This window comes from Paenibacillus sp. FSL P4-0184 (genome assembly GCF_038004625.1).
GTDB lineage: Bacteria > Bacillota > Bacilli > Paenibacillales > Paenibacillaceae > Paenibacillus_AQ.
Window position 1 is genome coordinate 2,706,116 of sequence record NZ_JBBORN010000001.1, and the last position, 22,203, is coordinate 2,728,318.

General features: G+C 35.3%; 13 protein-coding genes and 2 pseudogenes. 11 read left to right on the plus strand and 4 right to left on the minus strand.

Annotation, left to right across the window (positions count from 1 at the left end):
• Positions 1 to 134 precede the first annotated feature (134 nt).
• Positions 135 to 689, minus strand: coding sequence for a dTDP-4-dehydrorhamnose 3,5-epimerase (gene rfbC / locus MKY52_RS11625; protein ID WP_076286990.1), 555 nt, complete (start codon positions 687 to 689; stop codon positions 135 to 137).
• A gap of 17 nt (positions 690 to 706) precedes the next feature.
• Positions 707 to 1,585: a glucose-1-phosphate thymidylyltransferase RfbA gene (gene rfbA / locus MKY52_RS11630; RefSeq protein ID WP_341051486.1), complete on the minus strand. Its 879-nt coding sequence runs from the start codon at positions 1,583 to 1,585 to the stop codon at positions 707 to 709.
• A gap of 994 nt (positions 1,586 to 2,579) precedes the next feature.
• Between rfbA and galU the strand changes: the two genes are divergently transcribed.
• Positions 2,580 to 3,467, plus strand: a complete 888-nt coding sequence (gene galU, locus MKY52_RS11635) for a UTP--glucose-1-phosphate uridylyltransferase GalU (RefSeq protein WP_042131276.1) — start codon at positions 2,580 to 2,582, stop codon at positions 3,465 to 3,467.
• A gap of 75 nt (positions 3,468 to 3,542) precedes the next feature.
• Here galU and MKY52_RS11645 read toward each other — a convergent pair.
• A pseudogene (locus MKY52_RS11645) lies at positions 3,543 to 4,691 on the minus strand (IS3 family transposase).
• Between the two features lie 123 nt (positions 4,692 to 4,814).
• The gene (locus MKY52_RS11650; protein ID WP_341051488.1) at positions 4,815 to 7,568 is read right to left on the minus strand and encodes an O-antigen ligase family protein; all 2,754 of its coding nucleotides are present in this window, start codon (positions 7,566 to 7,568) and stop codon (positions 4,815 to 4,817) included.
• A 198-nt stretch (positions 7,569 to 7,766) separates the two neighbouring features.
• On the opposite strand from MKY52_RS11650, the gene MKY52_RS11655 reads away from it, so the two are divergent.
• The 10 genes and pseudogenes from MKY52_RS11655 to MKY52_RS11700 all read left to right on the plus strand — a co-directional run bounded on the left by MKY52_RS11655 (position 7,767) and on the right by MKY52_RS11700 (position 22,198).
• Complete coding sequence (locus MKY52_RS11655) at positions 7,767 to 8,564, plus strand: ABC transporter permease (RefSeq protein WP_076286931.1); 798 nt, start codon at positions 7,767 to 7,769, stop codon at positions 8,562 to 8,564.
• Between the two features lie 15 nt (positions 8,565 to 8,579).
• Positions 8,580 to 9,776, plus strand: a complete 1,197-nt coding sequence (locus MKY52_RS11660) for an ABC transporter ATP-binding protein (RefSeq protein ID WP_076286930.1) — start codon at positions 8,580 to 8,582, stop codon at positions 9,774 to 9,776.
• A gap of 41 nt (positions 9,777 to 9,817) precedes the next feature.
• Complete coding sequence (locus MKY52_RS11665; protein ID WP_341051489.1) at positions 9,818 to 13,066, plus strand: glycosyltransferase; 3,249 nt, start codon at positions 9,818 to 9,820, stop codon at positions 13,064 to 13,066.
• Positions 13,063 to 13,686, plus strand: a complete 624-nt coding sequence (locus MKY52_RS11670; RefSeq protein WP_341051491.1) for a hypothetical protein — start codon at positions 13,063 to 13,065, stop codon at positions 13,684 to 13,686. The genes MKY52_RS11665 and MKY52_RS11670 overlap by 4 nt, the downstream gene beginning before the upstream one ends.
• A gap of 26 nt (positions 13,687 to 13,712) precedes the next feature.
• Positions 13,713 to 15,389: a glycosyltransferase family 2 protein gene (locus MKY52_RS11675; protein ID WP_341051493.1), complete on the plus strand. Its 1,677-nt coding sequence runs from the start codon at positions 13,713 to 13,715 to the stop codon at positions 15,387 to 15,389.
• 22 nt (positions 15,390 to 15,411) lie between these two features.
• Positions 15,412 to 15,703: pseudogene (locus MKY52_RS30365) on the plus strand (sugar phosphate nucleotidyltransferase); the annotation flags it as partial.
• A gap of 447 nt (positions 15,704 to 16,150) precedes the next feature.
• Entirely contained in the window at positions 16,151 to 18,361 is a 2,211-nt protein-coding gene (locus MKY52_RS11685; RefSeq protein WP_341051495.1) for a hypothetical protein, read from the plus strand.
• 26 nt (positions 18,362 to 18,387) lie between these two features.
• Positions 18,388 to 20,436 carry a hypothetical protein gene (locus tag MKY52_RS11690; RefSeq protein ID WP_339271815.1) on the plus strand — a complete coding sequence of 683 codons (2,049 nt, stop codon included), beginning with the start codon at positions 18,388 to 18,390 and terminating at the stop codon, positions 20,434 to 20,436.
• Entirely contained in the window at positions 20,436 to 21,122 is a 687-nt protein-coding gene (locus MKY52_RS11695; protein WP_341053401.1) for an HAD family hydrolase, read from the plus strand. The genes MKY52_RS11690 and MKY52_RS11695 overlap by 1 nt, the downstream gene beginning before the upstream one ends.
• Positions 21,123 to 21,127: 5 nt before the next feature.
• Positions 21,128 to 22,198 carry a class II aldolase/adducin family protein gene (locus MKY52_RS11700; RefSeq protein WP_341051497.1) on the plus strand — a complete coding sequence of 357 codons (1,071 nt, stop codon included), beginning with the start codon at positions 21,128 to 21,130 and terminating at the stop codon, positions 22,196 to 22,198.
• Positions 22,199 to 22,203: the final 5 nt, after the last annotated feature.

Below are 22,203 nucleotides of genomic sequence, written 5' to 3' on the forward strand. Positions count from 1 at the left end.
TTTATATCCTGAGCATTTTTTCCGAAATCTACTAAATGGGGCTTGACTAAACGGTGTACAATCTCTTTTAGATTACTCACAAATGAAAGCACGTCCCAGACTGCTGATTGACAGCTCTGGACGTGCTTAAAAGGTTAGTAGACAAAATTATGTTTGGATTCTTTTAATAGTGGAGCCTTTTCATCCTTCACCGAAAGAACAGGTTGAATATGCATCGGCCATTCAATTCCAATTTCGGGATCATTCCATAGGATGCCGCCATCGCATTCCGGAGCATACAGTTCATCGCATTTGTACTGAACTTCCACGTCATCCGTCAGGGTCATAAATCCATGAGCGAAGCCTTTGGGAATCAGTAATTGCTTCTTGTTATCAGCGGTCAGCTCGATGCCAAACCATTTGCCATACGAAGGACTACCGTGTCGAATATCCACGGCAACGTCAAAGATTGCCCCTTTAGTACAGCGGACAAGTTTGGATTGCGCTTTGGGATTGATTTGATAATGAAGTCCGCGCAGTGTGCCCTTGGTAGCTGAGAAGGACTGATTGTCCTGCACAAAATCCAATTGCAGCCCTTGTTCCTGAAATTTTGCTTCACTGAAGGTTTCCATAAACCATCCTCGATGGTCCCCAAAGACAGCAGGTTCTACAATTAGAACGCCTTCCAGTTCTGTTGGTGTGAATTTCATGGTTCATTCTCCGCTCTTTAATATTTTATTTTGCCGGTGGCCACTTTAATCAGATATTGTCCATATCCAGTCTTACTTAGCTTCTGTCCGCATTCCAGCAGGTGTTCTTTAGTAATCCATCCGTTAATATATGCAATTTCTTCTGGAGCGGAAATCTTTATGCCTTGATGGTCCTCAATTGTTCTGACGAAATTGGTCGCATCGACCAAACTTTGATGTGTACCGGTATCGAGCCAAGTAAAACCTCGGCCCAGTAAGGCAACGTCCAATTCTCCCATTTTCAAGTAAGATTCATTAATCGAGGTGATCTCAAGCTCACCCCGAATGGAGGGCTTTACTTCCTTTGCCAGAGATACTACGCGATTGTCATAAAAATATAGACCAGTAATCGCATAGTTGGATTTGGGATGTTCCGGTTTTTCTTCCACACTAAGCACTTTACCGGTACTATCAAATTCAACTACGCCAAATCGCTCTGGATCAAGTACATGATATCCGAACACGGTTGCACCGCGTTCTTTTTCAGCTGCCTGTTTAAGAAGTTTGGTAATCCCGTTTCCGTAATAAATGTTATCTCCAAGGACCATGGCGACAGAATCGTTTCCGATAAATTCTTCGCCTAAAATAAATGCTTGGGCCAACCCGTCAGGGCTTGGTTGAACAATGTACTGCAGCGAAATTCCAAATTGAGAACCATCGCCGAGCAAATTTTCAAAACGAGGGGTATCCTCAGCTGTCGAAATAACTAGAATGTCCTTAATGCCAGCCAACATTAGCGTGGATAAAGGGTAGTAGATCATGGGTTTGTCATAAATTGGAAGTAACTGCTTACTGGTTACCATTGTAAGCGGATAGAGGCGCGTGCCACTTCCTCCCGCAAGAATAATGCCTTTCATAAATGGAATCAGCTCTCCTTAACTACATATAAATTATGAGAATAGTGTGAACATCTGCGTGATTGATCTATTCTATACTATTCTATTCTACGCATGATGGCCTTAATTTGTCTATTAAAGTGAAAAGGGAAGCTGAACCATTGTTTAATAATAAAAAGCGATAGGCTTTGCCAAAGCCTGTTATATTTCCGGCGATTCGCTGTGATGTTTTAAAACTCTAATAAGCTAAAGATATATCAAAGACCCGCCAAACAGTGGTTTGGGAGGATATAGATAAATAAGCAAGGATTACACAGAGAAGTGTAGAGTTGCTAGTTCCAGCCGGTGAATGGGATGTATATGTGGAGGAGTAACTAACGGTGTAGATGTCATTCTTCGTTGGCAAGAAGGTTAATACCGAGGCAGGGGAATGACTTACGCATGGACGAGTGATGGAGATAATGGCATTTCTGAGCAGTTACGAGAAAAAGAGCTTCTGACCTTTAATATATTTGTCTTTGAAAATGAGTTGCACGACGCTGATGGCTGATCAATTTCTTTGTAGATGCGGTTATCGTGCAAAACTTGGATGGTAAAATTGTTCCGCTAGATTTCACCGGATTTTCCGCTTTATGGTTCAACGCAAATGACGGCCACTTCAAGGTGGTCGAATTCAAAACCCATTTGGGATTGAGGGTGTCGTACTCGATCATGAAAACAATCCGAAGCAGATTGGTACGTTCGGTGAGCGATGCTTTGCCTTTTTTTATTGATACGATCTCGTCTTCTTTGTTACTTGCATATACTAGATAATATAGTGAGTGTTAGAAAAGTGTTTGAACTTGCGATGAATGCGTTATACTTCCTTCTTCCCGGGTTTGATTGGAATTGATATACAAATATAACAAACTCTCTGACATTAGTCCGCTATAACTGCTATAATTGAAGGAAATATGTAATTTTACTATACAGAGTATTTTAGATGGAAGAGTAACCGACAGAAGGAGTTAATGTGATGAAGATCCGTAAAGCCATTATCCCCGCTGCAGGTCTTGGTACCCGTTTTTTGCCTGCAACTAAAGCAATGCCTAAAGAAATGTTACCGATAGTAGATAAACCGACGATCCAATATATTGTCGAAGAAGCAGTTGCTTCCGGAATCGAGGATATTATTATCGTGACGGGTAAAGGTAAACGTGCGATTGAAGACCACTTTGATAATTCTTTTGAACTGGAATTTAACTTAGCTGAGAAGCAGAAGTGGGAACTTCTTGAATCCGTTCGTAAATCCTCCGAGATGGCTGATATCCATTACATTCGCCAAAAAGAACCAAGAGGTCTCGGTCACGCGATTTGGTGTGCGCGTAAATTCATTGGAAATGAGCCATTTGCTGTTCTGCTAGGTGATGATATTGTTGAGTCGGAGAAACCCTGTCTCAAACAGATGATGGAAGTATATGAACAGTACAAATCCTCTATTGTGGGTGTTCAACCTGTGCCTTGGGAAGAAGTTTCCCGCTATGGATTGGTGGATGGAACTGAGTTGGCTGAGCGGGTCTATAAGGCCAATCGCCTTGTAGAGAAGCCGAAGAGAGAAGATGCTCCTTCTAATCTAGCGATTCTAGGAAGATATATCCTGACTCCACGCATCTTTGATATGCTTGGTGAGCAGCAGGTAGGTGTAGGTGGAGAAATCCAGCTAACGGATGCGATCTCCCGCTTAAGTGAAGTGGAGCGGATTATTGCTTATGACTTTGAAGGCAAACGCCATGATGTAGGTGAGAAGATGGGCTTCATTCAGACCACTATTCATTATGCACTTCAGCATGAAGAGCTTAAAGATGACTTACTTCGTTATATGAAAGAGCTTGTAGATAGCGAAGTTGCTAAGGCTGGGCTTTAAATAGAACTCATATCATTGAAAAAAGCGCGCCGCTGTGGTCATAGCCCCGTCAAGTAGACAGAAAAAAGAAGCCTTTTAAGCGGCGATCTGGTTCCGGTACTCTTCCGGAGACAGGTCGCCGAGTTTTTTCTGGAAGCGTTCCTTGTTGTAGTAAAGGATGTACTCCTTAACCAAATGTTCAGCATCTTCAAGATTCTTGGGTTTCTCCAAATACAATTTTTCGGTCTTTAGGTGAGAGAAGAATGACTCTATACAAGCATTGTCGTAGCAAATTTCCCCGGCGGGAGTGGCTACCGACCAAACCCTTGTCCTCTAAAACCTGGGCATACGTCCGAGTAGTGTACTGAAAGCCCTGGTCAGAGTGCAGGAGAGCCTTTGAGTCTTGGAGAGATTTCACAGTATCTACCACTAGCTTCAAGTCATTACGGACAGAGATTCTCCAAGCCACAACCTCGTTCTTGTACAGATCCATCACTACAGATAAGTAGACAAACTCGTGGCCTGTACGGATATAGGTAATATCCGTGACTAACTTTTGCTGAAGAGCGTGGGCTGTGAATTTCTGGTTGAGTACGTTTGGAAATAAGACAGAAGGCTTACGCCCGGCAAACGGGCGTTTCTTGCGAATCACTGATTGGATGCCTAGCTTTCTCATCAACCTGCGAACTTTCTTATGGTTTACGGGAAATCCCTCTTTGCGAAGCGCTATACGCATTCGCTTATAGCCATAGGCAGGACGTAGCTGATGAATGGCTAAGATATGTTCCTTAAGGTTCGCATCCTTCTCTTGGCGTGCTTCCCGCAGGTCAGAGGTCTTTTTCCATTTGTAGTATGCAGCCCGGGACAATTCAGCCAGTTTGCACAGCCAAACAATCGGGTATCGCTCGCTCATTTCTTGAATGGATTGGCACCGGGTATTTGTATCCAACTTCCCTCCCCATGTAGATTGGGATTGAGCTTTTTTAAGTATTCGACCTGTGCCTTCAAATACGCGATTTCTTCGTCTTTACTATCAAAATGTTTCCTTCCACCTTTTCCGCGTCGGTCCTCAAAGGTCTCCCCACTTTTAAATTTACCTATCCACCTCACCAACTGAGCATCGCTCTTGATGTTGAGTTTTTCTAGAATCTGTGAATAGCTCATATGTTCCTCTAAGTGAAGTCGAACCGCCTCGTTCTTCAACTCTTCTGAATACTTCGTAAACGTCTGCCCTTTTTTAGCCATGAAAAATCCCCTCCGGTCGACTATGTTAAACACATGATACCATGTGCTCTTTTTTCACTGTCAACCATGAGGGGATAATACCACTGTAATTACAGTGGCGCGCTTTTTTTTGTTTTTTCTCTTCTAGAATTGTGAATTTGTAATGGCTTCGATCTGTGCTGCTTCCGCAGGATCAGCTGCGATCAGTGAATTGTATATCGCCTGATCTTCGCCACCAGTTTTCGTCAATGCAGCAAGGTACCAACGGGCAATTTCACGATTCGTTGCATCTGTGAAATCTTGGCTTATGGCTGGTTTCAAGATGGAAACTGCATTTTGTAGCTGTCCAGACATATAATGCATTTTCCCTACCTTCAGTTTCACATCTGGAGCAAGAGTCTTGGAAAGTTCATTATCCGCAAGTACATGATTGTAGGCCAAAAGCCCAACGGCAAAGCCAGCTTTCATATTTTCTAATCTATCTTCATTATCTTGTTGTGCGTAAGCCGCTTGTCCTAAATCAAAAGAACGGCTGATGAGTGAACTGTACCAATCAATATTCCATGGAGTTTCACTATTCATAATATCCGTGTAATTAGCATCTGAACTAAGCTTCAGAGTTGTCTTTGCTGCATCTTCTTGCCCAGATAATAGCTGCATTTTTCCGACGTTCAAAGCCATTGCTGGTGTTACTGAGAAAGGACGCCCTTGCAATTGTTCTGGTGGAAGAGTCTTCAAATGTTCTATACCAGTGAGAACATGATTATATGCTTCTTGAGCTTCATTGAAATACGCTTGTTTTTTTGTCTCATCCTTTTGGTTAAGGGCTTGCTGACCTAATGCAAAGGAACGGCTGATGAGAGTATCATACCAACTAATATCCCAGTTGAATTTATCAGCATTATCATGGTAAACACCGTATGCAAGATCATTTTGACCTTTTAGGTCATAATAGGTTACTAACTGAGTTAAAATATTTTTGTTGTATGGTTCATCCTCCAGTGCTCGAGTCAGTACACTATAAGCCTCATTTAGAAATTGTTCATCCTGATTCTGCTTAAAAACCTGTAGATCTAACGAGGATAGGTATAAGACTGATTCTGGATGACCTGGACGTGTTTTTAAAGCCTCAGTTAATGGTTTCTTAATTTCCTCGTAAGAATTACTAATCCCGATTAGATTTTTACCCTTTAGGGCTGCATTACTGGAACCGATATAGCTAATCGAGAGGAATATCAAGAATACAGTTCCCACTGTGAGAACAGCAGAATATCCAAGCCGCAAACCAGTTTTATTCCAACTTTTACGTAGCTGTTTGCTATCCATTACAACTGCCATGCCCGCCAGTCCAAGGAAGACGAGTATCCCCATGAAGGCATAACTCATATTGAAATCTAGTAGGCTGTGCACAAGAATAGATAGAGCAATAATTAGATAAAAGAAACCATTCTCAAAATCATTTCTATCCCGTTTCACATACCCACGAATGTATTTATAGAAAATATACAAAATGAATCCCATAAATACGATAAAACCAAGGATCCCAACCTCAATCAAGTATTGTAAAAAGAAGTTATGCACTTGGCGGCTGGTGTAAGGGTTGTTCTGATAGTGCTCATATAATGAGGACCATCCACCACCACCAGCACCAAGAATCGGGTAATCCTTAACTACCTTCATGGCATCTTTATAAAAAGTAATCCGTTCAAGTACGCTATGTTGTTGGAAATTAATGTTCTCAAGACGAGTTGCCATATTGCTAGGTAAGATATTTTTTACGCTTGTACCTATTAGTAGGAAAGCTACAATTCCGACGAGTGCAACAGAACCAAGTGGAATCCATAGACCTGTTAGTTTACGTGACGACCAATTACTGAGTTTTTTCTCCAGCCAAGGGGCGAAAAAACGCTGAATGACCCAAGATAGGCCTGCCACAACTACTGAAGCTCCAATTAGGTATCCCCAGCCCTTCAAGGCGCCGGAAGAAGTGAAATTTGTATTTAGCTCTAGTCCTAGGTTAGTCACTGGAGTCGTAATGACCAACGAAGCAATACCAGCAACGCCAAGATGAAGAATCCAAAGGATTTGCTGTGCAGGTTTCAGGAATAGCAGCAGCAATATAAATACGACAGGTAGCAGTACAAGACCACCACGAGATAATGTTAATAAAATTGATACAATGATAGGAACTAACATAAAGCTGTGTGTTAACGTTCCGTACCATTTTTTAGAGCGAATAAGAGCGAATATAGCTACAAATAGAAAGGCCATCAAGAATGCTGCGTAGGTATTTGCATATTGAAAGATCGAAGTCAGACGAAGTCCGTTAGAGTCTGTCATTACTGCATCTAAGTAGATATTATTTCTTACGGTGTTTGAGAACCAACCCACTAGAGCTCCCGCTAGTTTATTGCTACCTAGCCAATTTAAAAGTCCAAACCACACTATGAAATAAGCAATTGCTAGTATGGCGTTTTGAATGACAACATTTACTTGCTTTTGCTTCAAGAGATAAAAGGCTATAATGAAGACTGCAACATACATACTCTGAATAAACAACATATTCATCGCCATATAATGCGAAACTGCGACAAACAATGATAGAGCATAAGTCAGAGGCAGTAATATTGAAGCTGTAGCCACTAAGTCCCTCTGTTCATCTAGTTTGAATTTTTTGTAGTATAAGCCAACACAGACTAGCAACAAAAGTCCACTTACTAGTGCTGACACATATATAGGCTTCTCGAAGTCTAACTGCTGTCCGTTAAATAATCCCACTTGAAATGGGGCCCAACATAAAAATAAAATAAAAGCAACAACCAAGGCCCATATCGGACTTGCTGTCTTTTCAACATTTCTCGACTGAGCGGCGTTTTTACCGTATACTGGTTTCGACACGTTATAATCTCCTTTTCCTGTAGGTACGACAATATTTTAGCATATTGACAATAGATATAGAAATGGAATAGGGTTACAATTCGGATTTTTTTAATATGAAATAGCTTTTATGGTTAAGTCACACTACTTAGAATTTGATAGTCTTTTAACTATATCTTATATTTTGCTTATCATTAGTGATATAAAAAGGAGTTTGAAATGAAAGCTATAACATTGCTTAAGGAATTTAATAAATCTAGAGATTTAATTTTTAAGTTGGCTAAAAATGATTTTTGGACAAAATATGCTAGCTCCCAGTTAGGCATATTTTGGGCATTTGTTTCACCTTTATTGACAGTGTTGGTATACTGGTTTGTTTTTCAAATCGGATTCAGAGTAGTACCAATTGAGAATGTGCCCTATCTATTGTGGTTGTTATGTGGACTGGTCCCTTGGTTTTTCTTTTCTGAAGCGCTAATAAATTCCACAAATAGTTTGCTGGAGTACAGTTATCTTGTTAAAAAAGTAGTATTTAAAATAAGTATTTTACCGATGATTAAAATTATTTCTTCACTTTTTATACACCTCTTTTTCTTAGTGTTCATTGAGTATGCTTTTGTGTTTTATGGGTTTATTCCTACTGTTTATAATATACAAATATTATATTATTTGTTTTGCATCATTGCTCTACTTGTATCTCTATCGTATTTGACTTCTTCTATTGTGGTTTTCTTTCGTGATTTAAGTCAACTAATTTCGATTATCATGCAATTCGGGGTATGGCTAACACCGATAATGTGGCAACCCAATATGTTCCCAGAGAAATACCAAAATTTCTTAAAAATAAATCCTCTCTACTATATTGTTGAGGGATATAGGGATTCATTGTTTAATAATGTTTGGTTTTGGCAGAAGCCAAAGCAAACTATTTTATTTTGGAGTATTTGTCTTGTTTGCTTTGCTCTTGGGAGTATAGTATTCAAAAAACTAAAACCGCATTTTTCAGATGTTTTATAGAGGAGATATTTCAAAATGAATGACTGGGCAGTGAAGGTTAATAATATTACTAAAAACTATAAATTGTATTCAAAACCCTTTGATAGACTCAAAGAGGCTCTTCACCCGTTTAAGAAAAAATTCCATAATGATTTCTGTGCTCTAAGTGATATTTCATTTAAAATTAATAAAGGTGAAATTGTAGGTATACTTGGAACAAATGGATCTGGTAAATCAACAATTTTGAAAATTATTACGGGGTTACTTAACCCTACAAAAGGCACAGTTGAAGTAAGTGGGAAAATATCTGCTCTACTTGAATTGGGTGCAGGATTTAATCATGAATATACTGGACTGGAAAATGTGTATTTAAATGGAACGATGATGGGTTTCACCAAAGAAGAGATGGACTTGAAGATAGAAGAGATATTGTCATTTGCTGATATCGGAGAGTTTATTCATCAGCCGGTTAAAACATACTCTAGTGGTATGTTTGCTCGCTTAGCTTTCGCTGTAGCTATAAACATAGAACCAGATATATTAATAGTAGATGAGGCTTTAGCTGTTGGAGATATGTACTTCCAAGAGAAATGCTATGAGAAGATGAAAGAAATGGTGAATAGTGGGGCGACTATTTTATTCGTTAGTCATAGCTTGCCTGCCATAAGGAATTTTTGCCAACGGGCAATTTGGATCGAAAGAGGGATTTTACGGGATCAAGGAAGAGCAGATCTTATATGTGATAGATATAAAGAATATATTGAACAAAAAGATATGGAAATTATGAGAGTTCCGATTAATGAGCTTGATGTGGCTAAAAAGTATAAAAATAAAATATATCTTGAAAAAATCTCGCTTAATAAGAAAAATTACACAACAGGCGAAGATATAGTTATTAATTTAAAGGTGAGCTTTAAAGAAGATAACTTAAAGTATGGAGTTGGATTAATTGTTTATAACAATAAAGGTGATTTGGTCACTTTATTTAATACTGTAAGAGACGATTTAGAGCTTAATGAACCTTTTGAAGAATTTACTTTGAAAATAGACAATAATGATTTTTTGGCAGGGAAATACTATGTCTCTGTTCATATCTCGGATGAAATGGTCATGTATCCTTATGATAGAAACGATTATATAGATGAGTTTGAAATTACCGATAAAAAGAATCATATGGGAATGCCTATTTCAGAGGGCTTTTTTAGATGTAAACATGAGTGGATCATTAAATGATCCATTAGCTTAAAAGTATTATTATGGAGTGTGAAATCATAATGAGTATAATAAAAAAAAGAGTATTACTATCTGTACAAGCATTAGTTGATATAGCGGGATCAGAATTAAACGTACTTAGCATTGCTAAAGAATTCACAAAAATGGGATATGAAGTGGAAATTGCAACTTTCCGTTACGAAGATCCGATTAAAAGCATTATATATAAACATAACTTTAATGTGAAGAACATCAGTGTTGAGAAGTTGGATCATTCTGAATATGATTTAATATGGGCTCACCATTTCCCAACAATATATAATATTTTAATAGAAAAAAATATAAGGGCTAATAAAATTATTTTTAGTAGTTTATCTCCGTTTGAACCCTTAGAAGTGCCCCCGCTATTTGTGAATGATTTGAATCTCTGTCTAGCCAATAGTTACGAAACGAAGGATCAGCTAATTAGAGAAAATGTTGAAAGTGATCTCATCTATGTTTTTCCAAATTATGCTCCTAGCGAATTCTTAGAACAAAGTTATAAACAACGAGAGAATTTGAAAAAAATATGTATTATCTCAAATCATGTTGCCGATGAACTTCTAGCAGCAAAGCAATTGCTTAATTCTAACAGTATTGAAGTAGATATTTTTGGATTAAATCATATTCAAGAAGTTGTAACACCATCTTTATTATTAAATTATGATGCAGTAATTAGCATAGGTAAAACCATTCAATTTGCTTTAGTGATGGGAATGCCTGTTTATTGTTATGATATTCACGGCGGACCGGGCTGGTTGAATGATGAAAATTATAGTACTGCAAAATTCTTCAATTTTTCAGGCAGAGGGTTTAACAGACATTTAAGTCCTAATGATATAGTGCAGGAACTTATGGAAGGATTTGGTTCTGCTGTTGAATTTTTCAGTCAAATAAAAGAATCTGCTAAAGATGAGTTTGATTTGACGAAAAACTTGCAGGATCTAATCACTAAAATTGATTCGATGGATTCAATAAGTTGTGATGATATTTATAGAAAATCGAAGTTGAATAAAAGAGCCAATAAAGCATTTATTAGAGAATATGAATATAAAAATTACTATAGACAAAGAACCCTTGAAATCGAAGTTGATAATAAAAAATTGGAAGAAGTAAATGAAACGCTTAATACTGAGATTGTTAAGCTACTTGGGCAAATAGATGAGGTAAAGAAAAGAAATGAGTTTGATTTAGAATTCATAAATGAAAGTTTAAACAAGAGTATTCAAGAAGGCATTAAGACTAAAAATGAGAACCTTTTGCTCAAACTAGAACTAGATAAATTAAAAGAGGAAAATGATAAATTACATTCTGAGATTCTTCAAAAAGAAAAAAATTGTATCTATCTCTCTGAACTTACTGAAGAAAAAAATAAATTATTATTAAATATGCAAAACACAAAATTGTGGAGAATAGGCGAGCTTCTTAGGAAAAATAAAAACAGATTAAAAAAGGGCTTAAAGGATCCTAAAATAATAGTAAGAAAACTCAGAAGAAAGGGAGACGATTTCTCAACAAAGGTAAAGGTTTTACTGCCGGAAACAAGGAATGACAGTGATCTGCCATTAGTTTCAGTAGTTATTCCTATTTATGATAGAACTGATGTTCTGAAACAAAGCATAAATTCTATATTGAATCAAACATATCAAAATATAGAGATTTTGTTAGTTTGTGATGGTTCCCCTCAGAATACTGTAGACATTGTGAAATCTTATGAAAGTAATCCGAAAGTAAGAACTTTTTTCTTTTTAAATAATAGTGGAAATGCAGTGCGGGGAAGAAATAAAGCCATTAAAGAAGCAAATGGAGAGTACTTAGCTTTTCAAGATAGTGATGATGTTGCTGAATCTGATAGGATACAGGTTTCTCTTGATTATGCTAAGAAATATGAGGCTGATGTAATATACGGAGGTTGGAGAGCTTTATTAGATGGAAGCAGAGATGTTGGGCTAGATAATCAACAAGAGGTCTTTAGTCCCGATTGCGACTATAATATGTTAAAGGAAATCTGTGTCCCGTGTCAGAGTACAGTAATGGTGAAAATAAGTGCTTTAAGATTTGTTGGAGGGCTTAAGCCAATAATGAGATATCGCGAAGATCATGAATTGTGGCTTAGACTTGCATATCATGGATACAAATTTAAATCTGTTCCCAAGGTCTTAACAAATTTAAGGTTGCATGCGAATAACCTAGAATTATCATTTAAGGACGATGATAATCACTGGCGAGATCTTACGTTGGAGGAGCACACTATTATACGTCCTTTAAAACCTAAAATAGCATATCTTGTAGCGGGTTGTGGTATTTCAGGAGGTTTAGCTGTTATTTTAAATCATTTAAACGGACTCTTAAATAGAGGGTTCGACGTAATGATTATTACTGAAGACAAGTGTGAGTCTATTGAGTGGTTTCCTAATCAAAAGGTGCCAATAATTCAGATAGATAAAGTGCCAGATAATCTTGATGTGGTTGTAGCTACATATTGGACAACTGCATATACTTTGGAAAATATTCCAGCGGTTCAAAAATACTACTTTGTGCAATCAGATGAAAGTAAATTTTTTGAAAGTAATTCAAAGGAATCCATAGCTGCGAGAGAAACATATTTAAAAGATTATAAATTTATAACGATGGCTAAATGGTTGAAAGAATGGTTGAAATTAGAATATGGAAAGGAATCTGTTTATATTCCTAATGGTGTGGATTTCAGCATTATGAATTCTGTTGTTCCATTAGTAGAGAAGAAGGGCAGATTAAGAGTTTTATTAGAAGGGCCTATAGATGCACCTTTTAAATGTATGAAAGAAGCATTTGAAGTAGTTAAAGATTTGGATTGTGAAGTTTGGTGTATAAGTACTGCGGGTAAACCGGAACCTTCTTGGAGATGTGATCGGTTTTTTGACAGCGTACCTATGGATAAAATGAAGCATATATATTCTAGTTGTGATGTTTTATTGAAGATGAGTTCTGTAGAAAGCTTTTGTTTACCAGCGTTGGAAATGATGGCTTGTGGTGGTACAGTTGTGCTAAATCGATTTAAAGGTTTAGAGGAATTTGTAGTGGATGGCCATAATGGCTTAGTTGTGGATTTAGGTGATATCGAAGGGGCGAAGAGAGCTATGAACATGTTGATTGAGAATCCCGAATTGAGGGAAGAACTCTCAGCGAATGCTCGTGAGACTGCAGAACAATGGGGTTGGGAACGAAGTTTTGATTTATTAGAAGAAATGTACTATCCTTCACTGTTTGAGAAAAAGGAACCTGTGATATGAAAAAATATATTATATTAGTGATTATGTCCTTAATTATCGCTAATTTGTTTATTTATGCCACTACTTCATATGCTCCTATTGCTGATAAATACCGTTATTCTACTATGAAGTTAGGGGAGAACCTTAATGAAAATTTTGGTGAGATCACCTCTGAAGTAGAGATTAATCAAAGCTTCGTAGCAAAGTATAACAATCTCTCAGGATTGGCTATTTTCGTTTCTACGTTCAACAGAAGTAACACAGGTGAAACGACGGTTAATATTTTAGATGAGAAAAGCAATGTGTTAAGAACTGTTGAGTTAGAGAATTCTGATTTGAATGATAATGAATACACTGAAATAAAATTCACTCCAATTGAAGGGACGAAGAATAAAGTATTATTTATAAATGTTTCCTCAGGATCTGCAGTTGGGAACAATGCAATTACAATGTGGAAAGATTTTAGGCAATCTCCCAACACTAAACTTTCTGTAAATAATGAATTTGTGGATGGTACTTTGGTTGGTAATACGATATATGAAAATAAAATTGATATGTCGTCAAGAATCATAATTAATTTTGTAGTGTTCCTTCTCAATTTCTTAACTTTGGGATTATTTCGTTTTCTGAGGAAAAGATAGGAGGCCCTATTATAAAAAATTTAACATTGAAGTTGCTAGGTTCAATTAAGGAGTATGGGTGGATTGGTTTTTCATATCGGTTAATTGAGAAAATGCAAGGAGCTTTCAATAGAGATGAAATAACATATTCTAATGAAAATGTGGAATTAAAATATGTAGATATCGTTCATAAACCTTTAATCAGTATTGTTGTTCCTGTATATAATACACCCAAAGTTTTTCTTATAGAAATGATAGAATCAGTCCTAAATCAGACCTATGATAACTTGCAATTATGCATTTTAAATGGAGGAAGTACTAGTGACGAGGTTCATACGATAATAAGTAAATATGAGTTAAAAGATAGTAGAATAACATATTCAAAACAAGAGTGTAATGAGGGAATTGCCAAAAATACAAATAAAGCAATCCGGTTAGCTAAGGGTGACTATGTTGCTTTACTGGATCATGATGATTTATTAACCAGTGATGCTTTGATGGAATGCGTAAAGGTAATTAATGAATCTAACCCAGATGTTATTTACTCAGATGAAGATAAAGTGACTAGTGATGGGAAAAAATTTTTACAACCTCATCATAAGCCTAATTGGTCTCCAGACACTTTAAGAAGTTACAACTATATTTGTCATTTTTTGGTGATGAGAAGAACGGTTTTGGAGAAGGTTAATCTTTTTCGTGAAGGAGTAGATGGTAGTCAGGATTATGATTTGATATTGCGCTTAAGCAACGTAACGCAATCAATTGAGCATATTCCAAAGATATTATATCATTGGAGAATTAGCGCAAGCTCAACAGCAGGAAATTCATTGAATAAAAAGTATACATTTGATGCAGGTAGAAAAGCTCTAGAAAATTACTTTGAAGATCTTGATACGAATGTCTCTGTCTCAAAAGGAGCATTTCCTGGATCTTATAGTATTGAATATAATAATCTATGGATTAATAGTAACGTTACTATTATTGCAATAGGTGAATGGGAAGATGAAGAAACAATAAATAAATATTATAAAGAACTCAAAGAATCAATCCAATGGACTAATTATAGTTTATTCATAATTAACAAGGGACGATTATTGAGTGATTTTAAAAAAACACATGAAATAAAAAACCTAAAGATTATAAATACAAAAAACTATATAAGACAAATTGATCTTCTGGCTAAGGAGGTTAAGGATGAATTTATTTTTATAGTTGATTCTAATGTTAAAATATTAAATAAAAATTGGATAAACATCATGCTGAGTCATGCTAATAATGATGAGACAGTGATCATTGGACCGAAACTGATTACAAAAAGAAAGATATATAGTTTTGGAATTGCTTTGACAAAAAACAAAATTCTTGATTTTCATAAGAATAAACACAGAAGATTTTTTGGTTATTTCGGTAGAGCTAGAATAAGTCAAAATGTATCGGCAGTAAGTCCAAAGTTAATTATGTTTAGAAAATCTTTCTTCGATTCTGTAGACGGTTTTGATCTTAAATATGAAGGTCTCATATCTATAATTGATTTTTGTGTTAAAGCTAGTAAAGCAAATAAATATATAAAACTGATCCCTTTTGAATTAGGTGAAATGAAATATTACGACAAAATTCAAAATAGAGAATTCCCTGAAATTGATTTGAAAGTTTTTTTTGAAAAACATAGTAGCTTTCTCATGGAGGATGACCCATTTTTCTCAATTAAAAAAATAAAGTTTTGATTAATTTTAGATGAAGGACATGATGAAAGGTGTAATCTTGGCAGGAGGTACAGGCTCACGCCTGTACCCTTTAATGAAAGTGAACAATAAACATCTTCTTCCGTAGATAAATACCCAATGTTTTTTCATACCGTTTATAAATTAAAGAAAGCTAATGTAACAGGCATACTCATCATCACTGTTAAAGAGTATACGGGAGATGTATTTAATTTATATGTCACAGCCGTGAAAAGGGCGCCTGCTTTACTTCCAAAGTACAAGATGAAGCAGGCGGAATTGCACTGGTTTTGAACTTGGCGGGGCAATTTGTCGGATGAGATCAAATGATCGTTATCCTTGGAGATAATGTAATCTCAGATGATTTTGTCCCTTACGCAAGTGATTTGCGAGTTTGGAAAATTGTTGCGATAATTTTGTTACAAGAAGGTTCTGACCTTAAGTGTTTTGGCGTGCCTAAAATAGATGGAAATCAAATTGTTCGGAGTTTGGAATATTGAAACTTTAATAAATAGAGAGTAGTGAATTTTAAAACCTATCAGTAAAGCCACCTAATCACTTTGGGGACTTACAGACTAAGCATTATACAATAAACTTAGCGGTAATCAATATGAGAGTTGAAGCACAGCAAGTTCGATGAAATATGACGTCTGCTCAATCTTCTGTCGCGAAGTGTCCAAAATTAGAGGCCTGCCTGCTATATATAGAATCTCGTAATAGTGAACTTTGTATAATCTGATGTGATTTTAACAAGGGGTGTGTATATGGCTTATTTGCATAAGCTAAAAAGGAGTAAAGCATTACTCCTTTTTATTGTGTTTATTGGAATAATGATCGTGTTTTTAATTGGTAGTAGTCGGAATGTTTTTACATCAAAGATATTTATGCAGAATCAATTAACGGAATTAGAATTAACAGGGGAACTGACTTCCGCTAGAGTAATTCAACAGGATATCATTATTCCGGAGGGCTACACACAACAATTTGTTGAATTTAACATTTTTTTTGCAACCTATCAGAGAAGTAATACCTCTCAATTAGAGATATCCTTGATCCAAGACGAAACTGAACAAGTCGTTAGTTTAGATGCTAGTTCATTAAAAGATAATTCATTTAAAAAGATAAGATTTGATGATAAAAATTTTAAGGCGGGTAATGCCATTCTCCTAATATCCCCCAAGGGAGCAACGAACGGTAACGCTGTCACAGTGGCACTAACTAAAGATGCTTCACAGGGGACGGTTATAGTTGATGGTACTGAACATAAAGAATACGGATTGTTACATCAAGAGATTTATAGTGGCACAGAATGGACTCTATTATTTCTCTTTTTATTCACCTGCCTTTATATACTTATCTGTTTTAAAATCATGAATATAAAAAGTTCTACAGTGAATTATTATTTTTTAATAAGTATTATGTTAATCATTATTATTACCATATATCGCTTCCCATCATTAACTATCTGGAATCAACCATGGGCTGAAGCTGCGACGAATTTTTATATGGGAGCATCAAACAATGGATGGATTACAAACCTCAAACAACTAGATGCAGGCTATCTTCCGTTATTAACTAGATTAATTACATTAATAGTAGTTAAGGTGTTTCATGCGGGGATTTACTTTCCAATTATAACTCAATCAATCGCAGTATTTTTTATTGCCATATTCGCTTCTAGTATTAGTCTGCGTTATTTCAAGGGACTAATTTCTTCTGATTTCTTACGATTTATCGTAGGTTTAGTACTTGGCTTGGGTCTATTTCATGATTATGAACTCTATACTTTTATTAATTTCTCCTATTTAGGAGTAATACCTTGTTTATTTATTATGTTTTTGAATATAGAAAAGGTTGGTAAATTTAAATTCGTCGTTTTAAATATCTTCTTTTTCCTTGTGTTGTCGTCAAAAGCTTATTTTATAGTATTTGCGCCGTTTTATGGAGTTATTTTAATTTATAATTTAATGAAAAAAAACCATAAATCTTCAATCTTTTATTTAACTTCCTGTATCTCTATGTTAATGCAACTTATTGTGGTAATAACTAATAGATCTACTTGGACTGCCCAATCAGAATCTGTTGATAAAGGTATACTTGATATGGCGATTCAAGGTAGCGTTCTTTATATAAAGAACTTATATCATATTTTTTTCAAGTTAGCTTTTTTTCAAAGTAGCTTAGTTACATATTATACACTTACAATTTGTCTGATAGTTTTGACAGTAGTTGCGATTTACTATAGTAGAAAATTACTTAGTAAAAAAGTTATATATTTTATTGTTAGTACCCAGCTTCTAGCAATGATGTCAGTTGTAATGTCCTTGACTGTTCCATATATCAAAGACTCGGCTGTTTGGAATATACAGTTTAATGTACCGTACAACAGGCATTTTATATTCAGTAATATATTTGTGTTTCTAGGTATTTTTATTTGGTTAATTAATTTATTTGAATCTAAAAGAAAGCAGTTCATTATAGGGGTGTTAATTGTTTTAACTTATAGTTTTAGTGGTTTCAATGCCAAGGATATATATGAATATGAGAATTATTCATTTTCAAATTGGCAGGATAATTATGGACAATTTGAAAATGGGGGATGTTTAGCAGTTAATCCGTATCCTTGGATCATATGTAATCCAGATACAGATTTTTACCCCCCTCTAGAAATCAACGATTCCATAGGGACTCATGAAATTGATGTAAACAATTTAGTGCCAGGAAGTAATACACGGAAGGTAAGTGGATTAATACTAGACAAATCTAATCCGTGGAATAGAAAGATCAAAGTTATTGCCTATGACAGCGAAGGCGGTGTAATTGGCGAGACGATTGAAACGTCTGATTCAACTGATCGCTATGGGTATTATAAATTTGATAAGCTCTTAAATATAGACCACATTAAGTTTTATGATGAGTATAATTCTGAAGTTGTACTATTCAACCCTAAAGTAATCTTCTTTGGGAAAATATAAAACACTGAATAAGAGGTATAAAGGTGATGCACTTTAAAAAGTATAACTGGTTCTTAATCATTCTATTTTTAAAAATAATAGTTATGATATTATTCTCTTCAGGGTACCAAGATGAGTTATTCAAACCATTTGTTGAATATTTCACAACATATCTGAATAATCCATGGGAGCATTTCTATGAGATTAATTATTTTGATAACCCATTTCCATATCCACCATTAATGTTATATATATTATCGTTATTTTATTTTCCAGGAGCACATCTAGATTTGCCGTTGATAGTGGATAATTTTTTAATGAAACTTCCCGGGCTATTATCTGATGTATTTATCTATGCTCTTCTTGTTAAACTATATCCATTAAAGAAGGATAAAGTACTATTGTATTATTTTGCATCACCCATTGTTTTCTATGCCTTTTATATACATTCACAACTAGATCTGTTACCTACTGCAGTACTTTTTTTCTCTTTATATCTATTAATTAAGGAGCATTGGAAATCATCAGCTATCGTATTCGGATTTGCTATCGCCATTAAATTCCATGTCATTGCAGCTCTTCCATTAGTTCTTATTTATTTATTTCATTATCGCAAAAAGGTTACATACGTATCATATTATCTAGGTGCTACTATACTAGTCTTCCTAATTATTTGTGCCCCATTTATTGGGGCTGAAGCGTTCCGAGAATACGTGTTAAAAAACAAGGAGCAGAGTCAAATATTTGCTATTTATTTTGCATTTGGGAACTTAAAGTTGTACTTAGCTCCGTTGGCTGTATTTTCGATATACCTAAGGTTTATGGTCTATAAGAAGATCAATCCTCAGTTATTATTTAGCTTTGTCGGCTTACTATTTTCGGTCTTCATTTTGTTGGTTCCACCTATGCCGGCATGGTACATATGGATCATTCCCTATATTTCTATTTATTTCATTAATCAAGTAGAAACCAATACTAAATATACTTTGTTATTAAATCTAGTTTTATCGGTAACCTATTTAGTTTATTTTATGGTATACCATCATTCTGCTTTGAATGACATAACATTTTATGGTCAATCTATAAATTTAAAATCTGATATAGACTCTTGGGGGAATTTGAGTTTCACTTTACTTGAAGGAAGCTTACTAGCATCGATTTACTTTTCATATCGATACGGTTTGAAAAACAATGATATTTATAAATATAAAAACTCACCGTTGCTTATAGGTATTGGTGGGGATAGTGGTTCAGGAAAAAGCATATTACTTGATGATATTTACAAGTTACTTCATGATAAAGATATTTTATTGATTGAAGGTGACGGTGATCACAAATGGGAACGTGGTAATGAGAATTGGAAACAGCTAACACATTTAAATCCTAAAGCTAATTACCTTCATCGGCAATCTGAAGATATAATGGCATTAAAACGTGGTGAATCTATTGAACGTGTTGAATATGATCATGGTACAGGTGGGTTTACGAATCCTCGAAAAGTAAAATCGAAAGACTATGTCATTGTTAGTGGACTTCATCCATTTTATCTTCCAAAAATGCGTAAAGCTTTAGATCTGAAGATTTACTTAGAAACTGAAGAAAATTTAAGAAGACATTGGAAAGTACTTCGTGATACAAAAAAAAGAGGATATTCGAAAGAAAAAGTTATTCAAAGTATTGAGGAACGTATGGTAGATGCCCAAAAGTATATCTGGCCGCAAAAACAATTTGCCGATCTCGTAATCTGTTATTTTACAGAGGAATTACTAGAAGTGGGGAATGTTGACTGTGTACCAAATCTGAAATTAAAATTAACTGTTGATTCCAATTTAAATATGGAAGATTTATTGGATGAATTATCAATTCAGAACATCGCTGTTGAGCATGACTATTCTGAAGATTTGAAGTCTCAATTTTTCATTATTGATCAAGAGGAGAGGGAAATTGACTTTAAAAGTATAGCGGATAAAATCATTCAAAATAGAGAGGAAATTATATTAGATGTATCCATTTGGCACTCTGATTACAGAGGTATAGTTCAGTTGTTAATTTTATTGATGATCAGTGAAAAGTTGAAGGAGGAACGTCGTTCTTGATGGATTTCAAAGGAGTTTTACTAGATCTTGATGATACATTGTATGATTATAAATCTGTTAACAAGATTGCTTTGGCATATACATTTGATCAGGTTTCTAAGTCGCAACATGTAAGCATTGAAGAAGTATCTAAAGTGTTTTCTATTGCTCGGAGTCAAATAAATACAGAGTTAAATACAACCGCATCTTCTCATAATCGATTATTATACTTCCAGCGTATGTACGAAATATGGGGTGTACACCCAGTGAGATTCTCATTAGAGACATATGAATATTATTGGTCTACACTACTGGATCACATTCAGGTTAATGATTTTGTATATGATTTTTTGGATTCTATTAGAGATAAAAAAATCTGTATATTGACTGATCTGACAGCTCATATCCAGCACCGTAAACTTAAAAAGTTGAATCTAGAACCCTATATTGATTATTTAGTCACTAGCGAAGAAGCCGGTAGAGAGAAGCCCCATCCTTATATGTTTATGCTGGCAGCTCAAAAGATGGATTTAAAGACCACTGAATTATGTATGATCGGTGATAATTATAAAAAAGACATCCTTGGAGCACAACAATTGAATATAGAAGCTTTTTGGTATAATCCATTATTAAAAGATGTGGAACTGTCCGAAAACATTCATTCATTTAAATCATTTGATGAATTAGTATTTGTAAATAGGAGGTAAATAGAATGAAAGACTTATTGGAATTCGTGAAGATGTCAAAGTATGCTGGTGAGCGGTTTGACTTGACTCAAGCAGGTGGAGGTAATTCCTCAGTTAAATTGGATAATGGGCAAATGCTAATTAAAGCATCTGGATTCTTGTTATCTGACGTGGAGCAAGATCGAGGATTTGCTACACTGGATCATCTTAAGATAGTAGCAGCTCTAAGTGATCCTGCTTTTGAAGAAATAGTTGAAAAACGTCAGAGAGAAGAGTACGCTGCTCAATTAGTGAGCAATGCGTTGTGTAGTCCTTTATCAAGACCGTCAATTGAAACTTTTTTACACTCACTTCTATATAAGTTCACGCTTCATACACACCCCATTGTAGTTAATATGATTACTTGTCAGAAAGAATGGAATTCGAAGTTACATGCCTTATTTGGTGATCGGGCTCTATATGTTCCTTATGAGACACCAGGGATTGAGTTGGCTCTATCTATGTTTAATGAACTTCAAAACTATAGATTAAAGAATAAAAAGGACCCAGGAATAGTATTTTTGCAAAATCACGGACTTATTATTAGCGGCGATCATATGGAAGAGGTATGTGAGCTAAATGAAGAAGTTTTATCAATATTAGAGAGAAATGAGAATGTGAATTTTTCGCATTATAAATATACTAATCAAATTTCAAAATTAATAAATGGTGTTGGTAATACGCAATATATAGCATATTTAAGTGAGGATACAATCGTTACTAAGTTATCTGAAAATAGAGCTAATTTAGAAATAAGCCCTTTTTGTCCGGATGGGTATGTATTCTGTGGTGTAAGAGTACTGTTTCTGAAGACATTGGACTCCCAATGTGTTTATGATTATTTTGAACAAAATCTTGAGCTTCCGAAGGTAATTATTTATAACTCCATGGTATTCTTTATTGCTAATAACATACGAAAAGCTAAAGAAATTGAAGAAGTATTTAAGTTCCACCTCATTATTGTGAACTCCGTGAAAGAGAGAGTAAACAGTCTTGAAATCGATGAAATTCGTTATCTGGGAAATTGGGAAGCAGAAAAATATAGACAAAAACTATAGAAGCA

Bases quoted from the DNA above. Each gene is read 5' to 3' on its own strand.
- rfbC (WP_076286990.1), bottom strand. From the start codon at position 689: ATGAAATTCACACCAACAGAACTGGAAGGCGTTCTAATTGTAGAACCT.
- rfbA (WP_341051486.1), bottom strand. From the start codon at position 1,585: ATGAAAGGCATTATTCTTGCGGGAGGAAGTGGCACGCGCCTCTATCCG.
- galU (WP_042131276.1), top strand. From the start codon at position 2,580: ATGAAGATCCGTAAAGCCATTATCCCCGCTGCAGGTCTTGGTACCCGT.
- MKY52_RS11655 (WP_076286931.1), top strand. From the start codon at position 7,767: ATGAAAGCTATAACATTGCTTAAGGAATTTAATAAATCTAGAGATTTA.
- MKY52_RS11660 (WP_076286930.1), top strand. From the start codon at position 8,580: ATGAATGACTGGGCAGTGAAGGTTAATAATATTACTAAAAACTATAAA.
- MKY52_RS11665 (WP_341051489.1), top strand. From the start codon at position 9,818: ATGAGTATAATAAAAAAAAGAGTATTACTATCTGTACAAGCATTAGTT.
- MKY52_RS11670 (WP_341051491.1), top strand. From the start codon at position 13,063: ATGAAAAAATATATTATATTAGTGATTATGTCCTTAATTATCGCTAAT.
- MKY52_RS11685 (WP_341051495.1), top strand. From the start codon at position 16,151: ATGGCTTATTTGCATAAGCTAAAAAGGAGTAAAGCATTACTCCTTTTT.
- MKY52_RS11690 (WP_339271815.1), top strand. From the start codon at position 18,388: ATGCACTTTAAAAAGTATAACTGGTTCTTAATCATTCTATTTTTAAAA.
- MKY52_RS11695 (WP_341053401.1), top strand. From the start codon at position 20,436: ATGGATTTCAAAGGAGTTTTACTAGATCTTGATGATACATTGTATGAT.
- MKY52_RS11700 (WP_341051497.1), top strand. From the start codon at position 21,128: ATGAAAGACTTATTGGAATTCGTGAAGATGTCAAAGTATGCTGGTGAG.